The organism is Crossiella sp. CA-258035, assembly GCF_030064675.1.
Lineage (GTDB): Bacteria > Actinomycetota > Actinomycetes > Mycobacteriales > Pseudonocardiaceae > Crossiella.
This window is the reverse complement of sequence record NZ_CP116413.1, coordinates 8944396-8969677: the sequence shown is the minus strand read 5'-3', so window position 1 is coordinate 8969677 and position 25282 is coordinate 8944396. Positions and strand designations below refer to the sequence as shown.

The following is a 25282-nucleotide window of genomic DNA, read 5'->3' as shown; positions in this document are numbered from 1 at the left end:
TCAGTAAGCGCCACCTTCACCCGGGATGACGTCGTGCGGGACACCGTAGGGCTAAGCGGAGCGAACCGCGTGGTGAACGCCAGGTATCACAACCCGCGACAAGTTGTGTCTTCAATTGTGACCTGAGGCACAGGTAGCGTCCGGGAGGTGACCGCGGTCGATGAGCTGGTGGCCGAACAGGACGAGGAACGTCCGGCCCGGCGGCTGAGCCGGCGGTGGGACCTCGGTGTCGCGGTGGTGACCTTCGCCATCGCGGTCCTGGTGCTGCGCCAGGTGTTCTTCCCGTTCAGCGCGGGCAGCCAGTTCTACCTGATCGTCTTCCTCGGGCTGACCCTGCCGCTGGTCTTCCTGGTCTACCGCCCTGCGCTGAAGAGACGAACCGGCAGCGACGACCCGCAGCCGGTGGACTGGGCGCTGTCCGCGCTGGCGCTGTCCGCCGGGCTCTACCCGGTGATCACCGGTTTCAACGGCTTCCTGGACCGGCAGGGCTCACTGTCCACAGTGGACATCATCGCGGGCGCGGTGCTGCTGGTGCTGATCCTGGAGGCCACCCGGCGCACCACCGGCCTGGTGCTGCCCGCGGTCTGCCTGCTCTTCCTCGCGCACGCCTACTACGGCGGGTTCCTGCCGCCCGGCTGGCTGATCGCGCACTCCGGCATCGACTTCGGCCAGATCGTCAACGCGCTCTACAACGACGCCAGCGGCTTCTACGGCACGCCGCTGGACGTGGCCGCCACCTACATCGTGCTGTTCACCATCTACGGCGCGATGCTGGGGGCATCCGGCGCGGGCAAGTTCTTCGTCGACATCAGCTTCGCCGCCTTCCGCAACTCGCCGACCGCGCCCGGCCGCACCACCGCGCTCTCCGGCTTCCTGCTCGGCACCGTCTCCGGCTCCGGCACCGCGACCACGGTCAGCCTCGGCGCGGTCACCTGGCCGATCCTGCGCAGGGCCGGGTACCCGAAGGAGAACGCGGGCGGACTGCTGGCCGCCTCCGGGATCGGCGCGATCCTGTCCCCGCCGACGCTGGGCGCCGCCGCGTTCATCATCGCCGAGTACCTGCGGGTGCCCTACCTGGAAGTGCTGCTGTGGGCCTGTCTGCCCACGCTGCTCTACTACCTGGGCATCGTGCTCGCGGTGGAGGCCGACGCCCGCCGCTTCGGCGCCAAGGCGGTCGAGGTGGACTCGCCGAGCCCGTGGCGGCTGCTGCTCACCGGCGGCTACCACTTCGCCTCGCTTGGCATCATCGTGGTGTTCCTGGCACTGGGCATCCCGGCCTTCTCCGCGGTGGTCTACGCCACCGGGCTGGCCACGCTGTTCGCACTGGCCCAGCGTGTTCTGTCCAAACAGGACGGTTGGTGGCGGGGCTGGCTGCTGGACATGTTCGGCGCGCTGTCCACCGGGGTGCGCTCGGCGCTGCCGGTGATCGCGGTCTGCGCGGCGGCCGGGGTGATCACCTCCACCATCACCAAGACCGGCCTCGGTCAGGAGCTCTCCGCCGGACTGGTGTCGGCGGCCAGGTACTTCACCGGCAACGCCACGGTGGTGCTGCTGCTGACCGTGCTCTTCGCCGCGGTCGCGGTCGGTGTGCTCGGCCTCGCGGTGCCGGTGACCGCCTCGTTCATCATCGCCTGGGTGGTGCTCGGCCCCGCGCTGGCCGAGCTCGGCGTCTCCGACCCGGCCCGCGCGATGTTCCTGTTCTACTACGCGGTGCTGTCGGAGGTGACCCCGCCGACCGCGCTGGCCTCGGTGGCCGCGGCCGCGATCACCGGCGGCTCGGTCATGCGCACCATGTGGCAGACCTGGAAGTACACCCTGCCCGCCTTCCTGGTGCCGATCGCGTTCGTGCTCACCGACCACGGCACCGCCCTGCTGCTGCAACGGTCCTGGACCGAGGTGCTGTGGGTGTTCGGCGTCGCCGTGCTCGGCGTGGCCGCGCTCGCGGTGGGCACCGGCGGCTGGCTGTTCGGGCCCGCGCGCTGGCCGGAACGCGCGCTGTGCGTGCTGGCCGCGCTGTTCCTGCTCTACCTGCAACCGTGGACGATCACCGCCGGACTGGTGCTGCTCGCGGTGGCCGTGGTGCTGCACCTCGTGACGCGCAAACGCGAACCTGTGGGGACAACGTGAGGGAAAACCGATGCGATTAACCAGAGTTCTGGCCGCCGTCGCCGCGCTCAGCCTGCTCGCCGCGGGCTGTGGCGGCAAACAGCGGGACACCCCGGTGAACCAGCCCAATGCCGCGCCGTGCGAGGCGAGCGAGGGCAGGGTCACCCTGGCCACCGGCAACGCGGGCGGCGTCTACTACGTGCTCGGCGGCGGCTTGGCCCAGCTGATCAGCGGCAACACCAAGCTCAAGGCCACCGCGGCGGAGACCGGCGCCTCGGTGCAGAACATCCAGCAGCTGGTCGCCGGAGACTACGACATCGCCTTCTCCCTGGCCGACACCGCCGCGGACGCGGTGGCCGGGCGGGACTCCTTCAACGGCAAGCCGCAGAAGGTGCAGGCGCTCACCCGGATCCACCTCAACTACGTGCACGTGGTGGTGCGCGCGAACGCCGGCATCAACTCCATCGCCGACATGCGCGGCAAGCGGATCTCCACCGGCTCGCCGCGCTCGGGCACCGAGGTGATCGCCAACCGGCTGTTGCAGGCGGCCGGGCTGAACCCGGACAGCGACGTGCAGGCCCAGCGGCTGGACCTGACCAAGACCGTGGACGGCATGAAGGACGGCACCATCGACGGCCTGGTGTGGGTCGGCGGCCTGCCCACCGCGCAGATCACCGACCTCACCACCACGCTCAAGGACCGGGCCAAGTTCGTCGACGTGACCGGACTGCTGAGCAAGCTCAAGCAGGTCAACAGCGTCTACGACCGGGCGAGCATCCCCGCGGCCACCTACCGCACCCCGGCCGAGGTGCCCACCCTGGTGATCCCGAACGTGCTGCTGGTGCGCGAGGACTTCCCGGCTGGCAACGCCTGCGCGATCACCAAGCTGATCTACGACAAGCGCGCCGACCTGGAGAAGGTGCACCCGGCCGCCAAGGACATCGACGTGCACAAGGCCACCGTGATCGACCCGATCCCGATGCACCCCGGCGCGTCGAAGGCCCTGGAGTCGCTGCGCTAACTGATCGTCCCGGCCAGGTGCGGGCGGCCGTCCCTGGCCGCCCGCAGGTCGAACTCCCAGCCCTCGCCGATGCGCGTGGTGCGGAAGGCGACCTTGCCCGGCAACAGGATCGGCAGCTTGAAGCTCACCTCCGCGGTGTAGGCCGCAGGCAGCCTGCCCTCGAACGCGGCCAGGCAGCGGGCCTTGCTCCACATGCCGTGCGCGATGTGCCGGGGGAAGCCGAACAGCTTGGCGCTCAACGGGTGCAGGTGGATCGGGTTGCTGTCGCCGGAGACCTTGGCGTACCGGCGGCCGATGTCCTTGGCCACCCGCCACACCCCGTTGGGCTCCGGCAGCTCCGGCGTTTCCGGCCGGGACTCCTTGCCACCACTGGACTTCTCCCGGCGCAGGTAGGTGCTGACCTCCCGCCAGGCCAGCTCGCCGTCCACCGAAGCCTCGCTGACCACCTCGAACTGGCGGCCCCGCTCGTGCCCGGCCAGGTTCTGCGACCACACCCGCAGGTCCAGCGCCTGATCAGCCCGCAGCGGGCGCAGCTGCTCGATCCGGTTGCCGATGTGCACGAGTCCGACCAGCGGGAACGGGAACCCCGGCGCGGTCATCAGCTTGACCGCCATCGGGAAGGCCAGGATGTGCGGGTAGGTCGGCGGCAGCAGGTCGGTGAGTCCGAACCCGCACACCCGGTTGTACTGGGCCAGGTGCGCCAGGTCCACCGGCACCGCCCGCCGCAGGTAGCCGGTGCCGGGGAGTTCCTTGCCACCACGGGAGAACCCGGTCAGCACGGCCTTGGGGTAGAGCAGCCCGAGACCGGGCGCGTGATCCAGCTCCTGAACCTCCACAGTGGACACCTCAGGCTCCGAGCAGGCTCTGGCCGCAGACCCGGACCACGTTCCCGGTCACCCCGGCGGACCCCGGGCTGGCGAGCCAGGCGATGGTCTCGGCCACGTCCACCGGCAGCCCGCCCTGGGCCAGGCTGTTCATCCGGCGACCGGCTTCCCTGGTGAACAACGGCATCGCGGAGGTGAGCCGGGTCTCGATGAAACCGGGCGCGACCGCGTTCACCGTGATGCCGCGCTCGCGCAGCGCCGGGGCCAGCGCCTGCACCACGCCGATCACGCCCGCCTTGGAGGTCGAGTAGTTGGTCTGGCCGAAGTTGCCCGCGATGCCGCTGATCGAGGACAGCCCGATCAGCCGTCCGCCGTCGTGGATCACGTTGTCCCGCAACAGCACCTCGTTGATCCGCTCCTGCGCGGAGAGGTTGACGTCGACCGCCGAGTCCCAGCGCGCGTCGTCCATCCGGCCCAGCGTCTTGTCCCTGGTGATGCCCGCGTTGTGCACCACGACGTCCACCCCGCCGTGCCGCTCGCGCAGGTGCTCGGCGAGCTTCGTGGGCGCGTCCGCGCTGGTGATGTCGAGCTGGATGGCGGTGCCGCGCACCCGGTTGGCCACCTTGGACAGGTCCTCGCCCGCGGCCGGGATGTCCAGGCACACCACGTGCGCGCCGTCCCGGCTGAGCACCTCGGCGATGGCCTCGCCGATACCGCGCGCCGCGCCGGTGACCAGCGCGACCTTGCCCGCCAACGGTTTTGCCCAGTCCGCGGGCTCGGTCACCGGCGCGGTCCCGATCCGGACCACCTGCCCGGAGACGTAGGCCGAGCGGGCGGAGAGGAAGAACCGCAGCGTGGCGGCCAGGCCGTCCTCGGCGCCGGGGGCCACGTAGACCAGCTGTGCGGTGCCTCCGCGCGGCACCTCCTTGCCCGCCGCGCGGGTGAAGCCCTCCAGCGCGCGCTGGGCCACCGACTGCCGCGGCGAGTCCACCAGCTCGGGCGGGGTGCCCAGCACGACAACCCGGCCGTTGCTGTCCAGCTGGCGGATCACCGGGTGGAAGAAGCGGTACAGCTCGCGCAGGTCCTCGCTGCGCTCGATGCCGGTGGCGTCGAAGACCAGTGCGGCGTAGCGCTGCTCGGGGTCGCCCTCGGCCGCGCTGGTCAGCACGGTGGCCTCCACCGACTTGAGCACGCCCAGCACCGCGTCGCCGAGCCGACCCTTGGGCGCCGAGCCGAACAGCACCGGCCCGTCCACCACTGGCTGACCGGGCTGGTACCGGCGCAGCGGCGCGGGGTTGGGCAGGCCGAGCCGTTTGACGAGCATCCGGCCCACCGAGGACCGGGCCAGCTTCTGGTACCGATCGGTCATGTGACACTCCCTACTCGCCAGTAAGACTACTCGTCAGTAGGTTATCTTCGCTACGGTAGCAGCACCAAGCACTGCGGAGGAGGCGCGATGTCCGCGAGCACGCGACGGGTGGCGGTCCTGGGTGGCAACCGGATTCCCTTCGCCCGATCCAACGGTCCCTACGCCAGGGCATCCAACCAGGACATGCTCACCGCCGCGCTGGACGGGCTGGTCAGCCGGTTCGGCCTGCAGGGCGAGCGGCTCGGCGAGGTGGCCGCGGGCGCGGTGCTCAAGCACAGCCGCGACTTCAACCTGACCAGGGAGACCGTGCTGGGCAGCCAGTTGGCCCCGGAGACCCCGGCCTACGACGTGCAGCAGGCCTGCGGCACCGGCCTGGAAGCGGCCATCCTGGTGGCCAACAAGATCGCCCTCGGGCAGATCGAGTCGGGCATCGCCGGGGGCGTGGACACCACCAGCGACGCGCCGATCGGCGTCAACGAGGACCTCCGCCAGGTGCTGCTGGCCGCCAACCGGGCCAAGAGCCTCGGCGCGCGCCTGCGGCTGCTGACCAGGCTGCGGCCCACGCACATCGTGCCGGACATCCCGCGCAACGGCGAACCGCGCACCGGCCTGTCCATGGGCGAGCACGCGGCGATCACCGCCAAGGAGTGGGAGATCAGCCGCGAGGCCCAGGACGAGCTGACCGTGGCCAGCCACCAGAACCTGGCCCGCGCCTACGAGTCCGGCTTCTTCGACGACCTGATCACCCCGTTCCAGGGCCTGGACCGGGACCAGAACCTGCGCCCGGACTCCAGCCTGGAGAAGCTGGCCAAGCTCAAGCCGGTGTTCGGCAAGGGCGAGGGCGCGACCATGACCGCGGCCAACTCCACCCCGCTCTCCGACGGCGCCAGCGCGGTGCTGCTGGCCAGCGAGGAGTGGGCGGCCGCGCACCGGCTGAGCCCGCTGGCCTACTTCGCGCACTGCGAGACCGCCGCGGTGGACTTCGTGCACGGCGGCGAGGGCCTGCTGATGGCCCCGGCCTACGCGGTGCCGAGGATGCTCGCCCGCGCCGGGCTCACCCTGCAGGACTTCGACTACTACGAGATCCACGAGGCCTTCGCCTCCCAGGTGCTGGCCACCCTCAAGGCCTGGACCGATCCCGGCTTCTGCAAGGAGAAGCTCGGCCTGGACGCCCCGCTCGGCGAGATCGACCGGACCAAGCTCAACGTCAACGGCTCCTCGCTGGCCGCCGGCCACCCGTTCGCCGCCACCGGCGGCCGGATCGTGGCCACCCTGGCCAAGCTGTTGGCGCGCAAGGGATCCGGCCGCGGCCTGATCTCCATCTGCGCCGCGGGCGGCCAGGGCGTCACCGCGATCCTGGAGCGCTAGTCCAGCAGCGACCAGGTGGTGGTGCAGCGCGCGGTCACCGTGATCGGCTGCGGTTCCAGGTTCAGCGCCTGCACCGCCGAGCCGCCCTCCGCGGCCATCGCGTAGCCGCCCGCGCGGGCCATCGGCGCGTAGTGCGTGTCCTCGCCGTCGCTGATCCGCAGCAGCGGGCCGAGGCGCACGCCCAGCGCGCTGGCATAGCCCTCCGCGCGCCTGCGGGCGTCCGCGACCGCGAGCACCTGGGCCTCCTGGACCGCCTCGGCCTGGTCGCTCAGTTCCCAGTCCGGGCCGTTCAACGCGGACGGCTCGGCCGCGACCAGCGCGGTCACCACCTGCTCCAGCGCGGCCCGGTCGGCCACCCGCAGCTGGTAGTGCTGTTCCGCGCTGGCGCCGACCTGGCGGTCGCCCTGCCAGTTCGGCTGCACGGACAGCCGCCGCGAACGCACCTCGACGCCGTCCTGCTCCAGTAGCGGTTCGACCCCGGCCACCCGCTGCCCGAGCAGCGCGACCGCCTCGCTCCGGTCGCTCGCGCTCGCGGTGAAACTCACCCACAGCTGGGCGCGGTCCGCGGTCCGCTCGACTTCTCCGGTCCCCTTCGTCACAACTTCAGCCACACCGCCCAGCCAACTCCCCCTGGGCCGGACCCGCAACGCTTGCGAGGTATATCGCTCTCTAGTTTTTCCACTAGAAAGTGGTAGATCAAGGCAGACGGTAGTGCAACCGGCACACCACCGCCTGGCTGCGGCCCCGCACCGCGCGGGCGATCCCGCCGCCCTGTCCGTTGAGCAGCAACCGGATCCACGCCCGCCGCGGCCGCAGCTCGCCGATCAGCACCACCACCTGCTGCTCCGGCAGCCCGCGCACGTAGGCCGCGATGCTGGCCCCGAGCCCGCCCCGCGAGCGCTCCAGCAGCATCAGCGGCACGTCCGGGTGCCAGGCGGTCCAGTCCGCGGCCAGCGTCCGCTGCTGTTCCGGCGGCTGCCCGCCACCGCCCACGTGCACCGCGACCACCTTGTGCCCCAAGGACAACGCGGTCGACAGGCAGTGCGAGGTGAGCACCGAGAGCCCGGCCACCGGCACCACCACCAGCGTGCTGTGCGGCTTCGGCAGCTCCGGCAGCGAGCCAACACCGAGCTGCCGCCCGAGCATCGCGTACGCCCGGTGCACCCGGCGCAGCGCGAACACCAGCAGCGGCAGCACCAGCACCACCAGCCAGGCGCCCTCGGCGAACTTCACGATGGTCACCACCACCGCGGCCACCGCGCTGAGCACCGCGCCCACCAGGTTGAGCGCCAGCCGCCGGCCGCGTTCGCCCCTGGTCAGCCAGTGCCGCACCATCCCGGCCTGGCACAGCGCGAACCCGACGAACACACCGATGGTGAACATCGGCACCAGCACGTCCAGCTGACCGCCGGAGCCGACGATCAGCGCCGCGGCCAGCCCGGCCAGCACCAGCACGCCGATCCGGTGCACCAGCCGGTCCGCGCGCAGCCCGAAGGCGTGCGGCAGGTAGTGGTCGGCGGCCAGCCGGGCGGCCAGCACCGGCAAGCCGCCGAAGGAGGTGTTGGCCGACAACGCCAGCAGCACCACGGTGGTGAACTGCACGACCAGGTACACCGCGCCGTCCCCGACCGCGCCTTCCACCAGCAACGACAGCACGGTCCGGCCCTCGACCGGCCGCAGGTCGAACAGCTCGACCAGCGCGGCCAGCCCGAGCAGCATGACCCCGAGCAGCAGCCCGAGCAGGGCCTGCGCGCGGGCCGCCCGCACCGGTCGCGGACTGCGGAAGGACGGGGTGGCGTTGGCGATGGCCTCGATCCCGGTCAGCGAGGCGCAGCCGTTGGCGAAGGCGGAGAGCACCAGCAGCACGCCGACCGCCGCGGTGGTCGGCGCCGGGGCCGGATCCGGCAGCGGGTTCAGCGGCGCCCCGCGCAGCAGGCCGATCGCGATCACCGCCAGCACCGCGAGCACGAACAGCGCGGTCGGCGCGGCGAAGGCGCGGGCGCTCGCGGCCACCCCGCGCAGGTTCACCGCGGTCACCAGCACGAGCACGGCCAGGCACAGCTCGGTGGTCCAGGGCAGCAGCTCCGGCACCGCCGAGGTCAGCGCGGCCACGCCGGCCGCGGTGGCCACCGCCGCGTTGAGCACGTAGTCCACGATCAGCGAGGCCGCCGCGACCAGGCCGGCGCCCTCGCCCAGGTTGCGCCGGGCCACCGTGTACGCGCCGCCGCCGTCCGGGTAGGCGTGCACCACCTGCCGGTACGCGGCTACCAGCACCACCAGCAGCAGCACGATCGCGCCGGTCACCGGCAGTGTCCAGCCGATGCCGGTCGCCCCGGCCGCGGCCAGCGCGAGCACGATGGCCTGCGGGCCGTAGGACACCGAGGCGAGCGCGTCCAGGCCGAGGGCGGCCACGCCGGTGGTGGCGGTCAGCCGGTGCCGGTTCTCACCGGTTCCGGAGCGAGTCAGGGTCAGCACAGGCGGCACTGTGCGGCCCGGCCCGCGCCGGTCCGCACCTTGTTGACGCGATCCTGAGCCCGCCCGGTCCGATCTTGACGGCCCCGACACGCGGTCAGCGCTTTCTGCCGCACTATCGGAGATGACCTAGAAACGCCGATACGGTCGAAATCGTGGACCCGGTGCGCAATCCCTTCGCCCCAGGGGCAGGCCAGCGGCCGCCCGAGCTCGCCGGACGGGACCGGGAGGTCGGCGCGTTCGAGGTGGTGCTCGAACGCATCGCCCGCGGCCGCCCGGAACGCAGCCTGGTGCTCACCGGGCTGCGCGGGGTGGGCAAGACCGTGCTGCTCGGCGAGCTGCGCTCGATGGCCATCCGGCGCGGCTGGGGCGCGGGCAAGATCGAGGCCCGGCCGGACTCCGGCCTGCGCCGCCCGCTCTCGGCCGCGCTGCACCGGGCGGTGCGCGACCTCGCGGTCCGGCACCGGGCGCCGGACCGGGTGGAGCACGTGCTCGGTGTGCTCAAGGCGTTCGCGCTGCGGGCCACCCCGGAGGGCGCGAAGCTGCGGGACCGCTGGCAGCCCGGCATCGACGTGCCGACGGTCACCGGCCGGGCCGACTCCGGCGACATCGAGATCGACCTGGTGGAGCTGTTCACCGACGTGGCCGAGCTGGCCGCGGACGTGGGCACCGGGGTCGCGCTGCTCATCGACGAGATGCAGGACGTGCCGCCGGAGGACGTCTCGGCGCTGTGCGCGGCCTGCCACGAGCTGTCCCAGTCCGGCGCGCCGCTGGTGGTGGTCGGCGCGGGGCTGCCGCACCTGCCCGCGGTGCTCTCGGCCAGCAAGTCCTACTCCGAGCGGCTGTTCCGCTACGTCAAGATCGACCGGCTGGACCGGGCCGAGCACGACCGCGCGGTGACCGCGCCGATCGAGCGTGAGGAGGCGGGCATCGCCCCGGCGGCGCTGGCCGCGTTGTTCGAGGCCAGCGGCGGCTACCCGTACTTCGTGCAGGCATACGCCAAGGCCGCCTGGGACGCCGCGCCCGGCGATCCGATCACCGCCGAGGACGTCGCGGTGGCCGAACCGGAGGCCGCGGGCGAGCTGGCGGTGGGCTTCTTCGGCTCCCGGTACGAGCGGGCCACCCCGGCCGAGCGGGAGTACCTGCACGGCATGGCGGTGCTCAGCGCGGGCCGGGACGAGCCGGTCGGCACCGCGCACCTGGCCGAGCAGCTCGGCCGCAAGCCGTCCTCGCTGTCCCCCGCGCGTGACTCACTGATCAAGAAGGGCCTGGTCTACTCCGCCGAACGGGGCCGGATCGCCTTCACCGTGCCGCACTTCGGCCGCTTCCTGCTGACCGCCGGTGACTAGGTGAACACCGGACGAATCACGGGTTACTGCCCGAGCTTCGCCGATGAATCATCGGCGTGTGGCCCGACTCACCGGACAAACGGGTGCGCTTGAGGTTTTGGTGGTGCATACTTGAGGCACAGACAACGAGATGCTTACTAAGGGGATGCAACTCAGATGAACCTCGTCGCGAAGATCCGGTCCCGCCGTGCACAGGCCCGCACCCGGCGAGCCGTGAACCGCGCGATCGACGCCGCCGCCACTCCGGCCATGCGGCACGAACTGATGGCCATCGCTTCCGCTCAGGTGACCTCCCTCCGCTGAGCCTGGTCCGGCGCGGACGCCCTCCTCGATGGGCGAGCCCTCCCGTCGCCGAGACCCCACGGGGGAAGACGCACGGCCCCGACTTGCCTCCCGCCGGTCGGGGCCGTGTTGTTTTCCCAGCTAGACCGACATCGCTGAAGTGACCCACGTCACCTACCCGATTGGGTGTAACACCATTGGGTGGTGTAGCGATGTTCCAGATGACCCCGCGGTGCTGTCGGACCCCCGACCTGGCAGCACTGCGGGGTTTCCCATTTCCGGCTAACGGAGAACCAGCAGGTCAAGCCGGTCAACCACCGGCCCGCTGGCCCCAGCCGCGACCGCGGCGCGCAGCCGCGCCAAGCCCTCGGCATATTCCTCGGCAGTGAGCCCGCGCAGCAAGGTGTCCCCTTTCTGGTGAACCCGGCCCAGCACTGTCCCCAGATCGGGTGCACTTGTCTGGGGGACGGACTCCAGGCCGACCCGCTCGAACCCGGCCGCCCCCAGCTCCGCGCAGACCTCCTCGACGGTGGGGAACGCGGCCAGCGCCCTGATGCCCTCCGGGAAGAAGCGGAGCACGTTCAGCTCCATTGGCCGCTCCCGGAAGATCCCCCTGATCAGCACCGGCGCGCCCGGCCGCAGCACCCGCCGCAGCTCGTGCCCGGCGGCCACCCGGTCCGGCACGTGGTGGATCACCGTGGACAGCCAGGCCCCGTCCAGCGAGCCGGGCTCCGCCGGGATGGCCAGCGCGTCCCCCGCGCGCACGTCCAGCAGCGGATGCGCCGGGATGTGCGCCCGCATGTCCGCCGACGGCTCGACCGCGAGCACCCGCGCGCCGAACCAGTCGGCCAGCGCGGTGGCGAACATCCCGGTGCCCGCGCCGAGGTCGAGCAGCACCGAGTCCGCGGTCGGCCCGAGGTGCCGCTCGATGGCCGCCCGCCAGTGGGTCAGCCCGTCCCTGGGGATCTCCCTGGCCCGGCGGTAGGCGGCCGCGGTGTCGGCGTCGTAGTTGTTGAGCACAGCTCCCCCTGACTTTCTTCGGTGAACAGGCAACCGGATAGGTCGCGATCAACGTGTAGAAGTCACCAACCGTGGCAAGACCAGTTCGGGGAGACTCGCCATGCAGACCAAGTCCGCCCTAGCCACCCTCGCCCTCGCCGCGGGCGCCACACTGCTCGCCGCACCCGCCGCCCTGGCCCAGCCTGGCACCAACCCCTACACCGTGGACTTCGAAGCCGGGAAGACCTCGTTCGGCGCGGGCAGCACCTTCCACCTGCCGGCCAGGGTCATGATCGGCACCGACTGCGCGCCGGAGAAGGCGAGCAAGGTCAAGATCAGCGGCATCGGGGAGATCCAGCTCAACGGCGGCAGCGCCGGGGTGGCGATGGGCGAGTTCGCCATCGCCAAGGGGGCCAAGAGCGGCAAGCACACCATGACCTTCACCTGCGGCACGGTCGCCTACCGCGGCGAGTTCACCGTGCAGGCGCCCAAGCCGCCGCCGGTCACCTCCAAGCCGAGGCCCAGCAGCACCCCGGCCGTCCCGGTGAAGCCCAAGGGCGCCCCGGAAACCGGTGGCGGCGGCACGGAATCGGGCCTCGGCGGCCTGCTCGCGGGCGGCGGCGCCCTGCTGGCCGGTGCCGCACTCGGCGGCTGGGCGCTGCGCCGCCGGCGGGACGGCGCGCAGGGCTGACCACGCCCGCTCGGCACGGGGAGTCCGGAGTTCCGGGCTCCCCTTTTTGTTGCGCGCCAACAATGTCAGACGTCCGAGTCGAGCCGGGGTTGCCTGAAAAGTCCGACCAGATTCGCCGAATTTTCCTGGCAACCGGCGGCGGCGCGCGGACGTGTAGGGGGCGTGCACACCAAGACCGCGCTCGCCGCCGTGACCCTCGCCGCCGGTGCACTCGTGCTCAGCGCGCCGCTGGCCTCGGCCGGTCAGTTCCAGACCATGACGATCCACCCGACCCCGTCGGTGAGCTACAGCGACACGGGTGGCCGCAAGGGTGCCGAGACGTCGAAGGAAACCAACATCCTGGTCACCGCGGGCGTATGCGGGGACTCGCCCAAGCCGAGCGTGCGGTCCTCGTTGTTCCCGGACACCCGGCTGACCAAGCACGGCGATGGCTGGTTCACCAGGGTGTCGCTCGGTCAGGCCAAGCCGGGTGAGCACCAGCTGACCGTGGTGTGCGGCGAGCGCCTGAGGGTGCGGGTGAAGTTCGAGGTGCTGGCTGCCAAGTCGCCCACCACGCCCAAGCCGAGCCCCACCAGCACCCCGGCTGTCCCGGTGAAGCCCAAGGGCGCCCCGGAAACCGGCGGCGGCACCACCGCGAGCGAGAACCCCGCGGGCTACGCCATCGGCGGCGCCGTGCTCGCCAATGGACTCGGCCTCGGCGGCTGGGCGCTGCTGCGCCGCCGCCGCGCCACGCAGAACTGATCGACCACACCGCGTCCGCGCGGTGCGGGGGGTGGGAAGGTCGTCCGGCCGGGGGTGGGCCGGACGACCTTCCCGTTGGCACCGAAGAAAAACCCGCGGTCGCGCACCGGTGTGGAGTAGCCGGCGCGCGACCGTGGCGACCTGTCCGCCCATGAACAGGCCGCCGGGAACCGGGCAGCACTGCCCCTGCGCCGCCCGGCCCCCCAGGAACAGCCACCGGTTCCGCACTCGCCGGGAACCACCCGATCCGGCACCGCCCGAACCGGCTGACCCCGTCCCATCGAGCACCCCGGCCCCGTCCGGACCCCGCCCCGCCCGCGCCACCCAGCACAAGCGATCGTGGTGCCCGGACAGACCTGCCGTCCCTGTTCGTCCACTACTTCAGACACGAAGACGAGCAAACCCCAGCCCCGGTTCACCCTGTGACTGGGGTCACATCGGTCATGAGGCAGCAGGCGGAGCCAGCCGGACCACCCGGTCCAGCACCGGGTCGTACCCGATCATCGGCAGCCCCGGGTGCCCCTCGAACGTCATCACCACCGCCTTGCCCAACAGCCGTCCGATGTCGCGGAACACCCCGCACAGCACCGCCAACGGCTCCGGCCCCTGGAGCTCCGCCAGGTGCACGTCGAAGTCGATCGTGTCAGCGGCGGAGCACCGGAACACCAGCCACACCTCCGCCCCGGGACAGACCGCCAGCTCCGGCACCGACTCCCGGTTGAGCATCACCTCCGCGCTCGGCACCTCCCCGGCCTGGTTGTCCTCGGTGTACGTGTGCGGCCAGCCCCGCGACCGGATCAGGTCCAGCACCGCCTGCCAGTCCGCCACGGTCGTCCCCCGGACCACCACGTCCGGCAGGATCCCGTTGTCCACGTCGAACAGGTCCTCGACGTCCGCCCAGCGCAACTCGGCCACCCGGCCATGGTGCACCGCGTCCCACCTGGTGGGCCGGGGAACAGCGCAGCTCAGTCGCTGTGTTGAATCCCGGTGTGACCACTGCGAAGCGTCGTGCCCGCGTCCGCGCCCCCGAGCTGACCGGCCGTAGCTGGCTGAACACCGGCGGCAGGCAGATCCGGCTCGCGGACCTGCGCGGCAAGATCACGCTGCTGGACTTCTGGACCTTCTGCTGCATCAACTGCCTGCACGTGCTGGACGAGCTGCGGCCGCTGGAGGCGGAGTTCGCCGACGTGCTGGTCACCATCGGGGTGCACTCGCCGAAGTTCGCGCACGAGGCGGATCCGGCGGCGCTGGCCGCGGCGGTGGAGCGGTACGAGGTGCACCACCCGGTGCTGGACGATCCGGAGCTGGTGACCTGGCAGGCGTACGCGGTCAAGGCGTGGCCGACGCTGGTGCTGGTGGACCCCGAGGGTTACGTGGTGCACGTGGCCGCGGGGGAGGGGCACGCCGAGGCGCTGCGGCGGGTGCTGGCCGAGCTGGTCGCCGAGCACACGGCCAAGGGCACGCTGCACCGGGGAGACGGTCCGTACGTGCCGCCGGTGGTCGCGGAGACGGCGCTTCGGTTCCCCGCCAAGGCGATCGTGACGCCGGAGCGGACCTTGCTGGTGGCGGACTCGGCGCGGCACTCGCTGGCGGAGCTGGCCGCGGATGGCGAGACCTTGTTGCGGCGCATCGGTTCCGGGATTCGGGGGCGAGCCGACGGGGCGGCGGCGGAGGCGAGCTTTTCTGAGCCTGCCGGGCTTTCGCTGTTGCCGCCGGAGGTGGCGGAGCGGGTCGGGTACGACGTCGTGGTGGCGGACACGGTCAACCACCTGTTGCGCGGGGTGCGGCTGAGCGACGGGTTCGTGACCACGGTGGCCGGTACCGGCGAGCAGTGGCGGGACGGCGGAACCGACGGGCCCGCAACGGAAATCGAGCTCACCAGTCCGTGGGACGTCGAATGGTGGGCGCCCGCTGGTGGCGTGGTGGTCGCGCTGGCCGGGAATCACACGATCGGGTTGTTCGATCCGGTGGCGGGCACGGTGTCGCGGTTCGCCGGGACCACGGTGGAGGGGCTGCGGGACGGCGAGGCCGCGCAGGCGTTCTTCGCGCAGACCTCTGGCCTGGCCGCGGATCCGGTGCGGGAACGGTTGTGGCTGGCCGATTCCGAGACCTCGGCGCTGCGCTACCTGGCCTATGAGGACGGGGTGCTGGCCGTGCGCACCGTGATCGGCACCGGGTTGTTCGACTTCGGGCACCGGGACGGTCCGGCGGCCCAGGCCCTGTTGCAGCACCCGCTCGGTGTGGCCGTGCTGCCCGACGGCAGCATCGGCGTGGCCGACACCTACAACGGCGCGCTGCGGCGCTACCACCCGGAGTCCGGCGAGGTCAGCACCATCGCCACCGACCTGGCCGAGCCCTCGGGCGTGGTGGTGCTCGACGATGCGGTGGTCGTGGTGTCCTCGGCCGCGCACCGGCTGGAGCGGCCGGTGCCGCCTGGGGTGGCGGCGAAGCTGGTCTCCGGTGCGGCGCAACAGGTTCGGCGGCCGCCGAGTGAGCTGGCCGCGGGTGCGGTGGAGCTGGCGGTGGTGTTCGTGCCGCCGCCGGGGCAGAAGCTGGACGAGCGGTACGGGCCGTCCACCCGGCTGGAGGTGACCGCCTCGCCGCCCGAGCTGCTGGTGGAGGGCGCGGGGGTCGGCACGGACCTGGTGCGCCGGTTGGTGATCGCCGCCGACGTGCCCTCGGGTGTACTCCACGTGGTCGCCCAGGCAGCCAGCTGTGACGAGGGTGTCGAGCACCCCGCCTGCCGCCTGACCAGGCAGGACTGGGGAGTTCCCGTTGTGGTCCAACCGGGTGCGCCCATCCGGCTGCCACTCGTTATGGGCGGAATGGACGAACCCGGGGTGTGATCTGGCGCACTCTGCCTAGTTGTTTGCCTGCTCAACGTCGCGTTCTGGGGTAACGCACAGTCGGAGCCGCCCCACGATGACCTCGGCGGGGCAAGTAAACTCCGAAGGTGCCCGATGCCAAGCTCCAGATCCAGATGCTGCACGACCGCGTGATGGTGCGGATCGCGCAGGAGGGCGGGGAGCGACGCAGCAGTGGTGGGATCGTGATCCCGGCCACTGCCCAGATGGCCAAACGGCTGGTATGGGGCGAGGTTTTCGGGGTGGGGAACCACGTACGTACTGTCAAGGTGGGTGACAGGGTGCTCTTCAACCCCGAGGAGCAGTTCGAGGTCGAGGTACAGGGCCAGGCTTACCTGGTGATGCGCGAGCGGGATCTGCACGCCGTCGCCAGCGAGCAAGCCGAGCACGGCACGGGTTTGTACCTGTGACGCGTGCCCTCGACGTGACAGCCGGGTAGCTAGCCAGGCGCGTGCTCGCGCCCACGTCAGAAGGGGACACGGTGCCGGAGGAAGAGCAGCGGCCCGGCCCGCGGTCAGAGCAGACGACGGTGTTGTCCGCCCCGCAGCCGGTAGACGAGCCCACGGCCGAGGACGGGACGCCCGCCAACGGGCTGGACCCGCACACCGAGCAACTCGCCGCGGGCGCTGACCAGCACACCCGCCCGATGACGACACCGGAGCCGACGGCCGCCGAGCCCGAGGCCGAGACGCCGAGTGCCGACCCCGCGCCGCGCAGTGACGCCGAGCCGGCGGAGCAGTCCGGCCCGGCCCCGCAGAGCGCGCCGGAGCCGCCCGCGGCCGAGACCGCGGCGGAGGCCCCGAACCGGGGCAAGAACCCGCCGCCGCCCAACCCGCCGGTGCAGCCCGAGCCGCTCACCAGGGGCCTGTTCGCGCCGATCCGGCCCGCCGAGGCGAGCCAGTCGTACCCGTCGGCCGCGGAGCTGACCTCGCCGAGGGGCCTGCCGCCGCAGCAGTTGGGCGCACCGGTCCCACCGCGTGGCACCGAGGCGCAGGGCCCGGGGACGCCGCCGCGAGGCGTGGAGCGCCAGGGGCAGGGCTTCCCGGCTCAGGGCCAGGGTGCCCCGGCCCGGGGTGCTGACGGCCAGGGCGCCCGGCCGCGCGGCTTCGAGGGCCAGGGACAGACCCGGGGTCCGGAGACACACACGCCGGGCATGCCGTCCCGCGATCCGGAAGCGCAGGGACCGGCCACGCCGCCCCGTGGCCAGGAGGCGCGGGGACCGGGCATGGCGTCCCGTGGCTTGGAGACGCAGGGGCCTGGCACGCCGCCGCGCGGTTTCGAGGCACAGGGAGCGGGCACACCGCCCCGAGGCCAGGAAGCGCACGCACCTGGCACGCCGCCCCGCGGTTTCCCCGGCGACGCCCCCGGCACCCCGCCGCGCGGCTTCCCGCGCCAGGGACCCGGCACGCCGCCCCGCGGCTTCCCGAACCAGGGCACCCCGCCCCGTGGTTTCCCGAGTCAGCCCGGCACCCCGCCGCCCGGGTTCGACGCGCTGAACCAGGGCACCGGCACGCCGCCGCGCGGTTTCGACAAGCCCGCCCAGGGCACGCCGCCGCGTGGCTTCGACAACCCGGCCCAGGGGCCTGGCACCCCGCCCCGGGGACAGGTCCGGCCGCAGGCGCGGGGGGTTGACGCGCCGACGCAGGCCATTCCCGGGCGGTCCGCCGAGCAGCCGACGCGGCAGATCGAGCAGCCGACGCAGTCCATCCCCCGGCCGCTGGGCGCGGGGCGGCAGCCCGATCCGGAAGTCGACACGGTGCGGATTCCCAAGATCGGGGCCGCCACCTCCTTCCTGCCGACGCCGGTGCGGGAGGAGGAGGCGACCGTGGTCGCCGCGTTGCCACCTACGCCGCCTGGCGAGGCCGGGGACGGGTTCTCCGACGGGGCCGACGACGAGCGCAAGAGCAAGCGCAAGCGGCGGACGATCATGGGTGTGGCGGCCGCGTTCGGGGTGTTCGGGCTGCTCTACGGGGTTGACCTGCTGTTGTCCCAGGGCAATGTGCCGCGTGGGGTGGCCGTGGCCGGGGTGGACGTCGGTGGACTGGACCGGGCGGCGGCCGAGGCCAAGCTGCGGCAGCAGATCGAGCCGCGGCTGACCAAGCCGGTGACCGTGCGGGCCGGCGATGTCGAGGCCAGCGTCAACACGCAGGAAGCCGGGCTGACCCTGGACTGGCCGGCCACCCTGGACCAGGCGGGCGCGCAGCCGCTCAACCCGCTCACCCGCCTGTCCTCCTTCTTCGGCACCCGGGACGTCGGCGTGGTCACCCGCGCCGACGGGCCCAAGCTGACCTCCGCCATGGAGGGCCTGCGCGGCAAGACCGACCGGGAGCCGGTCGAGGGCACGGTGCGCTTCCAGGGCGCCAAGCCGGTGGCAGTGGACCCGAAGGCCGGGCAGAAGCTGGACATCGAGAAGGCCAGCGCGGCCATGGTCGCCGACTGGGCCGACGGCAAGGTGGTCGAGCTGCCGGTCAGCGCCAGCCAGGTCAAGAGCACGCCGGACTCGGTGCGCAAGGCGCTGGAGGAGATCGCCAAGCCCGCGGTCTCCGGGCCCGTGGTGGTGCAGGGCGAGGGCAAGAACGCCAACCTCACCCCGGCCGCGATCGCCAGCGCGCTGAAGTTCGAGGTCGACGAGGGCGGCAACCTGACGCCCAAGCTGGACAGCGCCAAGGTGGCCGAGGCCGCCAAGCCGCAGCTGGCCTCCACCGAGAAGCCGGGCAAGGACGCCACCTTCGTCATCGAGGGCGGCAAGCCGGTGGTCAAGGAGTCCGTGGACGGCCGGGGCGTGGACTGGGAGAAGACCCTCACCGGGCTGCCAGAAGTGTTGCGCCGCACGGACAACCGCACCATCAAGGCCGAGTACGGCGAGCAGCCGGCCAAGCTGACCACCGAGCAGGCCAACCAGCTGGGCGTCAAGGAGATGATCAGCCGGTTCGAGACCAAGGGCTTCGCCGCCGACTCCGGGCAGAACATCCGCCGGGCCGCCGAGCAGATCAACGGCGCGGTGGTCAAGCCGGGCGAGACCTTCAGCCTCAACGCCCGCACCGGCCCGCGCAACGAGGCCACCGGCTACGTCGAGGCCGGCATCCTCGAGCACGGCCTGCCCGGCCGCGGCGTCGGCGGCGGGGTGTCCCAGATGGCCACCACGCTCTACAACGCCGCCTACTACGCGGGCATGGTCGACGTGGAGCACAAGGAGCACAGCAACTACATCAGCCGCTACCCGGCCGGCCGGGAGGCCACGGTCTTCCAGGGCCCCAGCGGTCAGAGCCTGATCGACGTGAAGTTCAAGAACGACACGAAGACCGGCATCTACATCCAGACCATCTGGACCAACGGCTCGATCGCCGTGCAGCTGTGGGGCACCAAGACCTACGAGGTGCAGGGCCAGGAAGGCCAGCGCACCAACGTCACCCAGCCCGCCACCCGGCACGTCACCGACAAGCCGGACTGCAAGCCCAGCGGCGGCCTCGAGGGCTTCACCATCACCGACACCCGCACGATAAAGGATCTGGCCAGTGGCAAGACCCGCACCGAGCGGCGCACGGTGACCTACAAGGCCCAGGACAAGATCGTCTGCGGGCCGCCGACGCCCTGACTAGGCCATATGGCCCGTTTCGCTGTTCCTCCGCGTGGACACCCGAGAGCAATGGTGTCCACGCGGAGTGCTGAACAGGACAAGCGGTGGGTGGTGCGGCTCGGCCGGATCGGCGCGGTGTGCTTCGGGATCGTGCACCTCGTGGTGGCCTGGCTGGCCGTGCAGGTCGCGGTCGGGGACAGCGCCGGTGAGGCGGACCAGAAGGGCGCGCTGGCCTCGGTGGCCGAGCAGCCACTGGGCGGCGTGCTGCTGGTCGTGCTGGCCGCCGGACTCGCCTTCTTCGCGGTGTGGCAGTTCCTGGTCGCGGTCAGCGGCCACGGACTCAAAGCCAGTAAACGGGTTTCGGCCGCCGCGCACGGGTTCGCCGGTGCGGTGCTGGCCGTGGTCTCGGTGCAGCTGCTGACCGGATCCGGGGCCCAGCAAGGAGATCAGAGCCAGCAGGAGATCACCGGCTGGCTGATGTCCTTGCCCGCCGGGCCTTTCCTGGTCGGGCTGCTCGCGCTGGTCGTGCTCGGCGTCGGCGTGGCGGCCGCGGTCAAGGGCATCCGCAAGTCCTTCACCGAGGACCTCGACCTGACCAAGCTGCCGCACGGCACCCAGCGGCTGACCGTGCGGCTCGGGCAGACCGGGTTCGTGGCCAAGGGCGTGGCCTACGGGGTGGTCGGCGTGCTGATCGGCCTGGCCGCGATCAACCACGACCCCAAGCAGGCAGGCGGCCTGGACGCGGCGCTGCGCACGCTGGCCGCCGCCGACTACGGCCCCTACCTGCTCGGCCTGGTCGCGCTGGGTGTGGCCGCCTTCGGCGTGTACTGCTTCGCCGAGGCCCGCTGCCACCGCACCTGAGCCCGGACGTGCAGCGGGGCCGCGAGGGAGTCCCGTCGCGGCCCCGACAGCGTCAGGTGGTGGAACCTCAGAACGCGGCCACGTCCAGGTCCATCAGCCCGTTGTCCGTGGTCTCCACGATCTTGCGGCGAGCGGTCAGCTCGGGCAGCACCGACTTGGCGAAGAACGAGGCCGCGGCCAGCTTGCCCTGGTAGAAGGCCTGGTCCTTGGCCGGGACCGAGCCGCCGTCCAGTGCGGTGATGGCGATCTCGGCCTGGCGCAGCAGCTGCCAGCCGACCAGCAGGTCGCCCGCGCTCATCAGCAGCCGGACGGTGTTCTGGCCGACCTTGTAGGTGTTGCGCGGGTCCTCCTGCGCGGTGGTCAGGAAGCCGATCATCGCGCCCAGCATGCCCTGCACGTCCTCCAGGGCGGTCTTGAGCAGCGCGCGCTCCTCCTTCAGGCGGCCGTTGCCGATCTCGGAGTCCAGCGTCTTCTGGATCTCGCCCGAGATGAAGCCGAGCGCCTGGCCCTTGTCCCGCACGATCTTGCGGAAGAAGAAGTCCAGGGACTGGATCGCCGTGGTGCCCTCGTACAGGGTGTCGATCTTGGCGTCCCGGATGTACTGCTCGATCGGGTAGTCCTGGAGGAAGCCGGAACCGCCGAGGGTCTGCAGGGACAGCGCGAGCAGCTCGTAGGCGCGCTCGGAGCCGACACCCTTGACGATCGGCAGCAGCAGGTCGTTGACCCGCTCGGCCAGCTCGGTGTTCTCCCGGGCGATGATCGAGTCCTGGAAGGTCGCGGTGTAGAGGTACACCGCGCGCAGGCCCTCGGTGTAGGCCTTCTGCAGCATCAGGATCCGCCGCACGTCCGGGTGGTTGGTGATGGGCACCCTGGGCGCGGTCTTGTCCAGCATCTGGGTCAGGTCGGCCGACTGCACGCGCTCCTTGGCGTAGTCGCGCGCGTTGAGGTAGCCGGTGGACAGGGTGGCGATCGCCTTGGTGCCGACCATCATCCGGGCGTACTCGATGACCTGGAACATCTGCGCGATGCCGTCGTGCACCTCGCCCATCAGCCAGCCCTTGGCCGGCACCCCGTGCTGGCCGAAGGTCAGCTCACAGGTGGTGGAGGCCTTCAGGCCCATCTTGTGCTCGACGTTGGTGACGAAGGCGCCGTTGCGCTCGCCCAGCTCACCGGTCTTGGAGTCGAAGTGGAACTTGGGCACCAGGAACAGGCTCAGGCCCTTGGTGCCCGGCTTCGGCTCGATGCCGGGGCCCTCGGGGCGGGCCAGCACCAGGTGCACGATGTTCTCGCTGAGGTCCTGCTCGGCGGAGGTGATGAACCGCTTCACGCCGTCCAGGTGCCAGCTGCCGTCCTCCTGCCGCACGGCCTTGGTGCGCCCGGCGCCGACGTCGGAACCGGCGTCCGGCTCGGTCAGCACCATGGTCGCGTTCCAGCCCCGGTCCAGCATGAGCTGGGCCCAGTGCCGCTGCTCCTCGGTGCCGTTGCGGTGCACGATGGTGGAGAAGCTGGGGCCGGTCAGGTACATGAACACGGCCGGGTTGGCGCCCAGGATCAGCTCGGCGGCGGCCCACTGCACGGTGCGGGGCAGGCCGTAGCCGCCCTGCTCCTCCGGCAGGAAGAGCTTGCCCCACTCGCCGTCCTGCAGCGCGTTGTAGGAGGCCTTCAGCGACTCCGGCAGGGCCACCGAGTGCGTCTTCGGGTCGAACACCGGCGGGTTGCGGTCGGCGTCGGCGAAGGAGTCGGCCAGCGGGCCGGTCGCCAGGTTGTTCAGCTCACTGAGAATCCCGCGCGCGGTGTCCTCATCCGCCTGGTCGAAGGGCGCCTTGCCCAGGCGCTCCTGGATCTTGAAGACCTCGAACAGGTTGAACTCGAGGTCGCGCAGGTTGCTCTTGTAGTGGCCCATCTCGTCGCTCCCGTGTTGTGCGGGGTGCTGGCCTTCCGGGCCGGTCCCCTACTGGCCGGTAACAACAGGGTATTACCTGTGAGTAACCCGCAGCAAGCGGGGATTGGTCACCCTTCTGGAGGTAACAGAGTTAGTGACCGGGATCACCTAGAGCGTGGCCCGAGTCAGCGTGGCCATCCGCACCCCCATGCCGACCAGCACCAGGCCGCTGACCTGGTCCAGCCGGGCCCGCACCACCGGCTTGGACAGCACCCGGCGCACCGTGCTCACGGCCAGCACCACCAGCCCGTACCAGCCCGCGCTGATGGCCATCTGGACCACGGCCAGCACCGCGGTGCCGGTCAGCACCGAGCCCTCCGCGGGCAGGAACTGCGGCAGCAGGGCGAGGTAGAGCGCGGCGGCCTTGGGGTTGGCCAGGTTGGCCAGCAGTCCCGCCCGGTAGGCCGGCCACAGGCCAGTGGGCCGCTCGCCCGCGGCCAGGTCGGCCTGTTCGCGCAGGTGCCTGCGCGAGCGCAGCAGGGTCTGCACGCCGAGGAAGCACAGGTAGGCCGCGCCGACCACCTTGAGCACGACGAAGGCCACCTCGGAGGTGCGGACCAGCGCGGTCAGCCCGAGCGCGGAGGCGGCGGCCCAGAACACCAGCCCGCTGGTGTTGCCCGCGATGGTGGCCAGCCCGGTGGTGCGACCGGCGCGCAACGCCTGGTTCACGATCACCGCCAGCGAAGGGCCGGGGGCGACCACCACGGCGAGGCAGGTGAGCACGAACGGCCAGGTCACAACGTCCATGCGAGCAGTCTCGCCCGCAAGTGCCCGAGTGGGCGACATTCGCGGCGCCTTATCACATTTCCGTTCACATATCTGACCATTAGTCACAGGTGTGACTCGGTTCATCGGAAATCGTTCCGTAACCCAAGGGTGACCTCGTAAGACGGATCACAACTGAGGACCGCCTCCCTGTGGCGGGTACTGATCCTGGAGGTGTCATGGGCACCCTCGACTGGCTCGTGGTCGGCGGGTACTTCTTCGTGATGGTCGGGATCGGCTGGTGGTCACGCGGTCGGATCGCCAACGTCGTCGACTTCTTCACCGCCGGCGGCAAGATGCCGTGGTGGCTCTCCGGCATCTCGCACCACATGTCCGGCTACAGCGCGGTCATGTTCGTGGCGTTCGCCAGTGAGGCCTACCGGCTCGGCCTGACCGTCTACGTCTGGTGGGCGCTGACCATCGGCATCGGTATCGGCATCGGGGCGTTCCTGTTCGCCGCGCGCTGGAACCGGCTGCGGTCCAAGCACGGGGTGGCCTCGCCGCTGGAGTACCTGGCCCGCCGCTACAACGTGCCCGCCCAGCAGTTGATGGCCTGGTCCGGCTCGGTGCTCAAGGTGGTGGACATCGCGGCCAAGTGGTCCGCGGTGGCCATCCTGCTGCGCGGCTTCGCCGGGGTGCCGATCTGGGTCGGCATCCTGATCGTCGGCGTGGTCACGATGATCTACTCGGTGATGGGTGGCCTGTGGGCCGACGCGCTCACCGACTTCGGCCAGTTCATCATCCAGGGCGCGGCCGGCATCGTGATGTTCGTGGCGGTGGCCGCGCACTTCGGCGGCCTGCAGTTCATGTGGGAGATCTGGGACAAGCTGCCCGCGGCCAACAGCGAACCGCTGCGCGAGCCCTACACCGCCACCTTCTTCATGGCGCTGTTCGTGATCAAGACGCTGGAGTACAACGGCGGCATGTGGAACCTGGCGCAGCGCTACATGGCCGCGCCCTCGGGCCGCGAGGCCAGGCGCTCGGCGATCCTGTCCTCGGTGCTGTGGCTGGTGTGGCCGCTGATCCTGTTCTTCCCGATGTGGGCCGCGCCGCTGATCGTGCCGGACCTGCTCAACGCCGGCGACGCCTACATCGAGCTGGGCAAGGTCATGCTGCCCGCGGGCATGATCGGCCTGGTGCTGGCCGGGTTCTTCTCGCACACCATGGCAATGGTCTCCTCGGACGCCAACGTGATCACCGCGGTGATCACCAGGGACATCCTGCCCAGGATGTGGAAGGGCGCGCGGCGGCTGACCGAGGCCGCCCAGCTGAAACTGGCCAGGATCACCACGTTCAGCTTCATCGGCCTGAGCATGCTGATGGCGGTCTCGCTGGACACCAACGGCGGCGTGCTCAAGGTGGTGGTCGACCTGGTCGCGGCCACCATGGGCCCGATCGCGGTACCGCTGATGCTGGGCATGCTGCCCTGGTTCCGCCGGATGGGCCCGACCGCGGCGATCTCCTCCACCCTGGGCGGTCTGGGCGTGTGGGCGGTGCTCTACATCTCGCAGCAGACCGGTGTCGCGGTGGCCAAGGAAGCGCTGGTCGCCTACCCGCTGCTGACCTCGCTGGTGCTCTTCCTGGTGGTCGGCCTGGTCAAGCCGGAACGCACCACGCAGCGTGACGAGCTGATCGACTCGCTGAGCAGCGACGAAGCCGACAAACCGACCGAACCGGAAACCGTGCGCGCCAGGGCGTGACTATTTCCGGCCGCCAGCCGGTTTACCGGGCACCTCGATCCGCCTGATGGTGGACCGGGGTGCCCCTCTGGTCTGACGAAAGCCACTACTATGTGCGGTCGACATCAACTGGTCGAAGGCGCAGGATCTTCACATGGCTTTCCTACAGGTCTCATCGGACCCCGAGCTGTTCGGCGGCGTGCCCATCGTCACCGGCACCAAGGTCCCGGTCGCCGCCGTGGTCGCGCTGGTCTGCGAGGGCCGCACCGCGGAGGAGATCGTGCAGAAGTACCCGGAACTGGAGATCGGCGACGTCGACCTCTGTCTCGAATTCCAGCGCGGCGGAGCACACTGAATTCCTCTCCGTTCCGG

The 25282-nt window shown here is 71.2% G+C and carries 21 protein-coding genes; 13 read left to right on the top strand and 8 right to left on the bottom strand.

The genetic code is table 11. The features are described from left to right. Nucleotides 1–147: 147 nt before the first annotated feature. Nucleotides 148–2127 (top strand): TRAP transporter permease, encoded by a 1980-nt coding sequence (locus tag N8J89_RS40765; RefSeq protein ID WP_283662186.1) that lies wholly within the window; start codon nt 148–150, stop codon nt 2125–2127. A gap of 10 nt (nt 2128–2137) precedes the next feature. Further along, a complete protein-coding gene (locus N8J89_RS40760; RefSeq protein ID WP_283662185.1) occupies nt 2138–3127 on the top strand; it encodes a TAXI family TRAP transporter solute-binding subunit in 990 nt (329 codons plus the stop codon). Here the strand turns inward: N8J89_RS40760 and N8J89_RS40755 are convergent. Both N8J89_RS40755 and N8J89_RS40750 read right to left on the bottom strand, forming a co-directional pair. Beyond that, nucleotides 3124–3963 (bottom strand): MaoC family dehydratase, encoded by an 840-nt coding sequence (locus tag N8J89_RS40755; RefSeq protein WP_283662184.1) that lies wholly within the window; start codon nt 3961–3963, stop codon nt 3124–3126. The two genes, N8J89_RS40760 and N8J89_RS40755, sit on opposite strands and share 4 nt — an antisense overlap. 10 nt (nt 3964–3973) lie before the next feature. After that, nucleotides 3974–5320: a 3-oxoacyl-ACP reductase gene (locus N8J89_RS40750; protein ID WP_283662183.1), complete on the bottom strand. Its 1347-nt coding sequence runs from the start codon at nt 5318–5320 to the stop codon at nt 3974–3976. 87 nt (nt 5321–5407) lie between these two features. On the opposite strand from N8J89_RS40750, the gene N8J89_RS40745 reads away from it, so the two are divergent. Beyond that, nucleotides 5408–6688 carry an acetyl-CoA C-acetyltransferase gene (locus tag N8J89_RS40745; RefSeq protein ID WP_283662182.1) on the top strand — a complete coding sequence of 427 codons (1281 nt, stop codon included), beginning with the start codon at nt 5408–5410 and terminating at the stop codon, nt 6686–6688. Here the strand turns inward: N8J89_RS40745 and N8J89_RS40740 are convergent. Then, nucleotides 6685–7287 carry an SIMPL domain-containing protein gene (locus N8J89_RS40740; protein WP_283662181.1) on the bottom strand — a complete coding sequence of 201 codons (603 nt, stop codon included), beginning with the start codon at nt 7285–7287 and terminating at the stop codon, nt 6685–6687. The genes N8J89_RS40745 and N8J89_RS40740 overlap by 4 nt on opposite strands. A gap of 97 nt (nt 7288–7384) precedes the next feature. Then, nucleotides 7385–9163 (bottom strand): APC family permease, encoded by a 1779-nt coding sequence (locus tag N8J89_RS40735; protein ID WP_283662180.1) that lies wholly within the window; start codon nt 9161–9163, stop codon nt 7385–7387. Nucleotides 9164–9315: 152 nt separating this feature from the next. Between N8J89_RS40735 and N8J89_RS40730 the strand changes: the two genes are divergently transcribed. Both N8J89_RS40730 and N8J89_RS40725 read left to right on the top strand, forming a co-directional pair. Further along, nucleotides 9316–10509: an ATP-binding protein gene (locus tag N8J89_RS40730; protein ID WP_283662179.1), complete on the top strand. Its 1194-nt coding sequence runs from the start codon at nt 9316–9318 to the stop codon at nt 10507–10509. Between the two features lie 156 nt (nt 10510–10665). Continuing rightward, nucleotides 10666–10812 carry a hypothetical protein gene (locus tag N8J89_RS40725; RefSeq protein ID WP_252483729.1) on the top strand — a complete coding sequence of 49 codons (147 nt, stop codon included), beginning with the start codon at nt 10666–10668 and terminating at the stop codon, nt 10810–10812. 261 nt (nt 10813–11073) lie between these two features. On the opposite strand, the gene N8J89_RS40720 is transcribed toward N8J89_RS40725, so the two are convergent. Continuing rightward, nucleotides 11074–11811, bottom strand: a complete 738-nt coding sequence (locus N8J89_RS40720) for a class I SAM-dependent methyltransferase (protein WP_283662178.1) — start codon at nt 11809–11811, stop codon at nt 11074–11076. A gap of 100 nt (nt 11812–11911) precedes the next feature. Between N8J89_RS40720 and N8J89_RS40715 the strand changes: the two genes are divergently transcribed. Beyond that, the gene (locus N8J89_RS40715; protein ID WP_283662177.1) at nt 11912–12481 is read left to right on the top strand and encodes a hypothetical protein; all 570 of its coding nucleotides are present in this window, start codon (nt 11912–11914) and stop codon (nt 12479–12481) included. A gap of 162 nt (nt 12482–12643) precedes the next feature. Further along, nucleotides 12644–13222, top strand: a complete 579-nt coding sequence (locus tag N8J89_RS40710; RefSeq protein ID WP_283662176.1) for a hypothetical protein — start codon at nt 12644–12646, stop codon at nt 13220–13222. Between the two features lie 441 nt (nt 13223–13663). Here N8J89_RS40710 and N8J89_RS40705 read toward each other — a convergent pair whose 3' ends face one another. Then, on the bottom strand, nt 13664–14137 hold the full coding sequence (locus N8J89_RS40705; RefSeq protein ID WP_283662175.1) for a hypothetical protein: 474 nt from the start codon (nt 14135–14137) through the stop codon (nt 13664–13666). Between the two features lie 74 nt (nt 14138–14211). On the opposite strand from N8J89_RS40705, the gene N8J89_RS40700 reads away from it, so the two are divergent. From N8J89_RS40700 to N8J89_RS40685, 4 genes are all read left to right on the top strand, one after another. After that, the gene (locus N8J89_RS40700) at nt 14212–16068 is read left to right on the top strand and encodes an NHL domain-containing thioredoxin family protein (RefSeq protein ID WP_283662174.1); all 1857 of its coding nucleotides are present in this window, start codon (nt 14212–14214) and stop codon (nt 16066–16068) included. Between the two features lie 107 nt (nt 16069–16175). Further along, nucleotides 16176–16496, top strand: coding sequence for a GroES family chaperonin (locus N8J89_RS40695; protein WP_252483734.1), 321 nt, complete (start codon nt 16176–16178; stop codon nt 16494–16496). Nucleotides 16497–16567: 71 nt separating this feature from the next. Next, nucleotides 16568–19681 (top strand): VanW family protein, encoded by a 3114-nt coding sequence (locus N8J89_RS40690; protein WP_283662173.1) that lies wholly within the window; start codon nt 16568–16570, stop codon nt 19679–19681. A 54-nt stretch (nt 19682–19735) separates the two neighbouring features. Further along, on the top strand, nt 19736–20524 hold the full coding sequence (locus N8J89_RS40685; RefSeq protein ID WP_502868392.1) for a DUF1206 domain-containing protein: 789 nt from the start codon (nt 19736–19738) through the stop codon (nt 20522–20524). Between the two features lie 67 nt (nt 20525–20591). Here the strand turns inward: N8J89_RS40685 and N8J89_RS40680 are convergent, their stop codons facing one another. Both N8J89_RS40680 and N8J89_RS40675 read right to left on the bottom strand, forming a co-directional pair. Continuing rightward, a complete protein-coding gene (locus N8J89_RS40680; RefSeq protein ID WP_283662171.1) occupies nt 20592–22427 on the bottom strand; it encodes an acyl-CoA dehydrogenase in 1836 nt (611 codons plus the stop codon). Nucleotides 22428–22574: 147 nt separating this feature from the next. After that, nucleotides 22575–23213, bottom strand: a complete 639-nt coding sequence (locus N8J89_RS40675; protein WP_283662170.1) for a LysE family translocator — start codon at nt 23211–23213, stop codon at nt 22575–22577. A 197-nt stretch (nt 23214–23410) separates the two neighbouring features. On the opposite strand from N8J89_RS40675, the gene N8J89_RS40670 reads away from it, so the two are divergent. Together N8J89_RS40670 and N8J89_RS40665 are read left to right on the top strand one after the other, a co-directional pair. Then, entirely contained in the window at nt 23411–24931 is a 1521-nt protein-coding gene (locus N8J89_RS40670; RefSeq protein ID WP_283662169.1) for a sodium:solute symporter family protein, read from the top strand. Nucleotides 24932–25064: 133 nt separating this feature from the next. Then, nucleotides 25065–25265 carry a DUF433 domain-containing protein gene (locus N8J89_RS40665; RefSeq protein ID WP_283662168.1) on the top strand — a complete coding sequence of 67 codons (201 nt, stop codon included), beginning with the start codon at nt 25065–25067 and terminating at the stop codon, nt 25263–25265. Nucleotides 25266–25282: the final 17 nt, after the last annotated feature.

Bases quoted from the DNA above. Each gene is read 5' to 3' on its own strand.
- N8J89_RS40760 (WP_283662185.1), top strand. From the start codon at position 2,138: ATGCGATTAACCAGAGTTCTGGCCGCCGTCGCCGCGCTCAGCCTGCTC.
- N8J89_RS40750 (WP_283662183.1), bottom strand. From the start codon at position 5,320: ATGACCGATCGGTACCAGAAGCTGGCCCGGTCCTCGGTGGGCCGGATG.
- N8J89_RS40745 (WP_283662182.1), top strand. From the start codon at position 5,408: ATGTCCGCGAGCACGCGACGGGTGGCGGTCCTGGGTGGCAACCGGATT.
- N8J89_RS40725 (WP_252483729.1), top strand. From the start codon at position 10,666: ATGAACCTCGTCGCGAAGATCCGGTCCCGCCGTGCACAGGCCCGCACC.
- N8J89_RS40715 (WP_283662177.1), top strand. From the start codon at position 11,912: ATGCAGACCAAGTCCGCCCTAGCCACCCTCGCCCTCGCCGCGGGCGCC.
- N8J89_RS40680 (WP_283662171.1), bottom strand. From the start codon at position 22,427: ATGGGCCACTACAAGAGCAACCTGCGCGACCTCGAGTTCAACCTGTTC.
- N8J89_RS40675 (WP_283662170.1), bottom strand. From the start codon at position 23,213: ATGGACGTTGTGACCTGGCCGTTCGTGCTCACCTGCCTCGCCGTGGTG.
- N8J89_RS40670 (WP_283662169.1), top strand. From the start codon at position 23,411: ATGGGCACCCTCGACTGGCTCGTGGTCGGCGGGTACTTCTTCGTGATG.
- N8J89_RS40665 (WP_283662168.1), top strand. From the start codon at position 25,065: ATGGCTTTCCTACAGGTCTCATCGGACCCCGAGCTGTTCGGCGGCGTG.